This is a genomic window from Pseudoalteromonas sp. SR45-5, from assembly GCF_014163565.1.
Lineage (GTDB): Bacteria > Pseudomonadota > Gammaproteobacteria > Enterobacterales > Alteromonadaceae > Pseudoalteromonas > Pseudoalteromonas distincta.
In genome coordinates, this window is the sequence record NZ_JACJDN010000402.1 from 1 (window position 1) to 3,815 (window position 3,815).

Below are 3,815 nucleotides of genomic sequence, written 5' to 3' on the forward strand. Positions count from 1 at the left end.
CCCCAAAATTAAGGAGGGGATTATCTCAGTAATTGCAGGGGTATTTCAAGTCAATTAGAATAAAAAGCCATATAACGAGCAATTAATCTAAATAATCACCCGTTGGTTAACATAAAACCACTGTATTTTAATCAATTTGTATTTTCGGTGTCACGAAAATAAGTAATTCACGCTTTTCATTAAACTCACTTGTGGTTTTAAATAGTCTTCCTACGTAAGGAATGTCACCTAAAATTGGCACTTTACTCGTAGTATTAATGATTTGCTGTTGGAAAATACCACCGAGTACTACTGTTTGGCCATTCTCGACTAACACTTGTGTTTGAATTTCTTGAGTATCAATAGACACCGCTTCACCAGTACCTGTTTGTACAGTATCACCACGTGTATCTTGAGTAATAATTAAATCTAGAATTACTTTATTATCAGGTGTGATATGAGGTGTAACTTCTAAGCTCAGTACCGCTTTTTTAAAGCTTACGGTAGTAGCACCGCTTGAAGCTGACTCAGTATAAGGAATTTCAGTACCTTGCTCTATTCGGGCTTTTTGCTGATTAGCCGCTATTATACGTGGACTAGCAATAATCTCGCCTTTATTCTCTTCCTCAAGCGCACTTAGCTCTAAATCAATCAGCGTGCCGTTAGCCAGTTTTGCTATGTGTAAGCCAATGCTAGCCGCAGGGTTAGTGATAGGTAAATTTACATTTAATCGGTCTGAAATACTTGGTGCATCTGAAGTAGATGTCGCATTATAAATACCTTCTGCGCCTTCAAGAGAGCCTGAAATACCAACACTACTGCCTTGGTCACTAAAGCCCCAACGTACGCCTAAGTCTTCAGTAACGTTATCGCGCACAGTTACCATTCGAGATTCTATTACAACCTGCTGCACTGGAATATCAAGCGTTTCAATCATGCGGCGAATGTTTTCTATACTCTTAACAGTATCTTTTACTAACAAAGTATTTGTACGTTGATCAACAGATACACTACCACGGGCAGTTATAATACTGTTTGTATCTGTTTTTAATAGATCAGCAAAATTTTCGGCTTTAGCATAGTTTAATCGGATGTATTCACTATATAGAGGCTCTAAGTCTTCAACTTGCTGTTTAGCTTTTAAATCTTTGGCTTCACGTGCTGCAAGTTCTTCTGCAGGCGCTACCATTAATATAGAGCCATCCATGCGCTTATCTAGCCCTTTAATACGTAGTACTACGTCAAGCGCTTGATCCCACGGTACACCATCTAGGCGCAGCGTTATATTGCCCGTTACTGAATCACTGGTTACTAAGTTAAAGTCGTTGTAACCCGCGATAATTTGCAGTGCTGCACGCACAGAGATATCTTGAAAATTTAAGGTCATAGGGCGACCTTGATACTCAACACCACCATCTAAGTACGCATTTTGCGTTTCATCTTTTTCTACTGTCAACGTTAAAATATTATCTATTTGCTGATACGTAAACGTGAACTGAGCATTAGGTTCGATAACAACACGACTTAAACCATCTTCTTTAAAAGTCTCGATATTACTTACAACAGTTCCAAAATCTAATACATCTAATTCATAAAGTAGATCGTCTAAAATATCGGTGTGATGAAAGTCAGCGTAAATTTTCCCGCCACTTTCATGGACTTCAATTGCAGCTTGAGTGTCTTGTAAAAATACAAGTACTTTTGCTTCACCCTTCTCACCACGTCTAAAATCAATTGACTGGATACGGTTAATGTAATTTCCACTTTCATCACCTGAGTCCATCACTACATCTTCATTTTCAGGTTCTGTAAGAGGGTTATCAGAGACACGTATCGATACTAAATTGTTATGAACTTCAGTCTCATAAATTTTTAATCTATCTAAGTTTACCGTTACCTTTAAACCACTGTTAGTTAAAACATTAGTAACACTGCTAATTCCAGCTTGATTAACTTCAACATCATTTAAACCAACTTCTAACTCTGCAGAATCAAAAAACATTTCGATTCGGGCTGGGCTATTAAACACTTGAACTTTTGGTTCAAAGGTTAACTCTTCATCAAAAACAAGCTGTAATTCAGTTTCGCCTTTAAGTAATGGATTATAACGAACATCATAAAGCAATGGCCCAGCTATGGCTGAGTTTACAGTGACTAAAGCAACAGCAGCCAGTAATGTCCGTGAAATACGATGAAGCCAAAGTACATCCTTATGCATCCTATTTTTACCTTTTTTATTATTAATTTGCGCCATCTGTTGCCGCCTCTAACATTTCTAATTTCGTCAGGCGCTCTTTCCAACAGCCAGACCCATCAGGGATTAATTCCACTAATTCTATATAGTCGTTGCTTACTCTTTTTACTCTGCCATCATAACTTCCAAGATAATTCCCTACCGTTACGCGGTGCAAAGTGTCATCTGTTGCTGTAATTAATGCCCATATTTGTCCACTAGAGCCAATTGTGCCTTTCATTGCTAAATTATCTAGCGGGTATTTCTCTAACGGTTCGCGGCGACGCTCTTGATCTGGGTGCAAACAGTTTTTTACTTGCGTTAGTTTATTTTGAATAATCTCAGGCTGAGGCGCTACAAACGGGCTACGTAGCTGACCAGCACTGTACTCAAATATTTCAAACTTTGTCAGTTCAGGAATCGTCTCAACCTTTGGTGTGGTACTTGCTTTTACCTGATCAATAAATTCTTTTTGCTCAGAAGTGTCATCATTACAACCAGCTAAAACAAACGCTATAGCTAAAGGTACTACGCGAAGGAGTTTCATTTTTTAACCCCTTCTTCATAACGATATGTTTTTGCAACAACACTGAATGTTAACTGTTTATCGCCCGATGATAAAATAGAAAAGTCATGTAAGCTTACAATTCGGGGTAACTGGGCCACTTTACCTACAAACTCACCAAACTCATGGTAGCTACCTATTACTTCGATTTTAATAGGCAGCTCGGTATAAAATTCTTTTTCAACTTCTGGCAGCCAACCTATTTTTAAAAAAGTCAGACCACTCGTTGTCCCAACATATGATAAATCATCAAGTAAACCAGGAGTTTCGTTCGAAGTGGGTAGACGCTTTAATAGCTGTGAAAACTTATCTTCCATTTCAATCATTTGTTGACGATATATTTCAAGCTTGCTCGCTACTGCATACTTAGTTCGATAAGTTGTTCGTAGTTCAACTTCTTTTGCCACGGCACTATGGTAGCTGTCAATTTCATCAGAAACTAATAGGCTATAACTAAAAAACAATACAAGGCCCGCAACAAATGTGCAGCAAATTGCTTTAACAGCAATTGGCCAATCACCAATGTTATCAAGCTCTATTTCATTCCAATCAATTTCACTCAGTGCTTTAAAATCAAGGTTCATCGCTAACCTCACCAATTTTATCAAATGGTTTTACATAAAATTCCATATTAAAATCACTAAGTAAACGCGAAGATTGATCGCCTGCAACAATGCCCTGCATTGAAGGATTCTCTAGTAAATATGAGCTTTGTACTTGGCGGAGCATTGTTGATAGACGATTATTAGATTCACTACGTCCTAAAACATGTATTTGGCTGCCTTTGCGCTCCAGTTTTGTTAAATAAACACCACCTGGCACTATTTTGGCAACTTCATCCATTATTTGCGTACCCAAGTTACGGCTGCTTTGCAATTCTTCAATGAGCCTCATACGCTGTTGTAAATTTTCCTTTCTTTTATCTAAGCTTCGTATTTCACTTATTTTTTTATCTAGCATGCTAATTTCTGAGCTTAAATAATTATTCTTTAAGTTTTGACCGTCTTTTAAGGCACTATAAAAAGAGCTTAATAAATA

At 37.7% G+C, this 3,815-nt stretch carries 4 protein-coding genes; all 4 read right to left on the reverse strand.

The window, feature by feature from the left end; genetic code table 11:
* Positions 1 to 127: 127 nt before the first annotated feature.
* A complete protein-coding gene (locus H5072_RS14040) occupies positions 128 to 2,233 on the reverse strand; it encodes a type IV pilus secretin PilQ (RefSeq protein ID WP_024596027.1) in 2,106 nt (701 codons plus the stop codon).
* Positions 2,220 to 2,759 carry a pilus assembly protein PilP gene (locus H5072_RS14045; RefSeq protein WP_182693870.1) on the reverse strand — a complete coding sequence of 180 codons (540 nt, stop codon included), beginning with the start codon at positions 2,757 to 2,759 and terminating at the stop codon, positions 2,220 to 2,222. The genes H5072_RS14040 and H5072_RS14045 overlap by 14 nt, the downstream gene beginning before the upstream one ends.
* Positions 2,756 to 3,361, reverse strand: a complete 606-nt coding sequence (locus H5072_RS14050) for a type 4a pilus biogenesis protein PilO (RefSeq protein WP_024596028.1) — start codon at positions 3,359 to 3,361, stop codon at positions 2,756 to 2,758. The genes H5072_RS14045 and H5072_RS14050 overlap by 4 nt, the downstream gene beginning before the upstream one ends.
* The coding region (locus tag H5072_RS14055; protein WP_182693871.1) for a PilN domain-containing protein at positions 3,351 to 3,815 on the reverse strand (465 nt) is incomplete at its 5' end. The genes H5072_RS14050 and H5072_RS14055, both read right to left, overlap by 11 nt.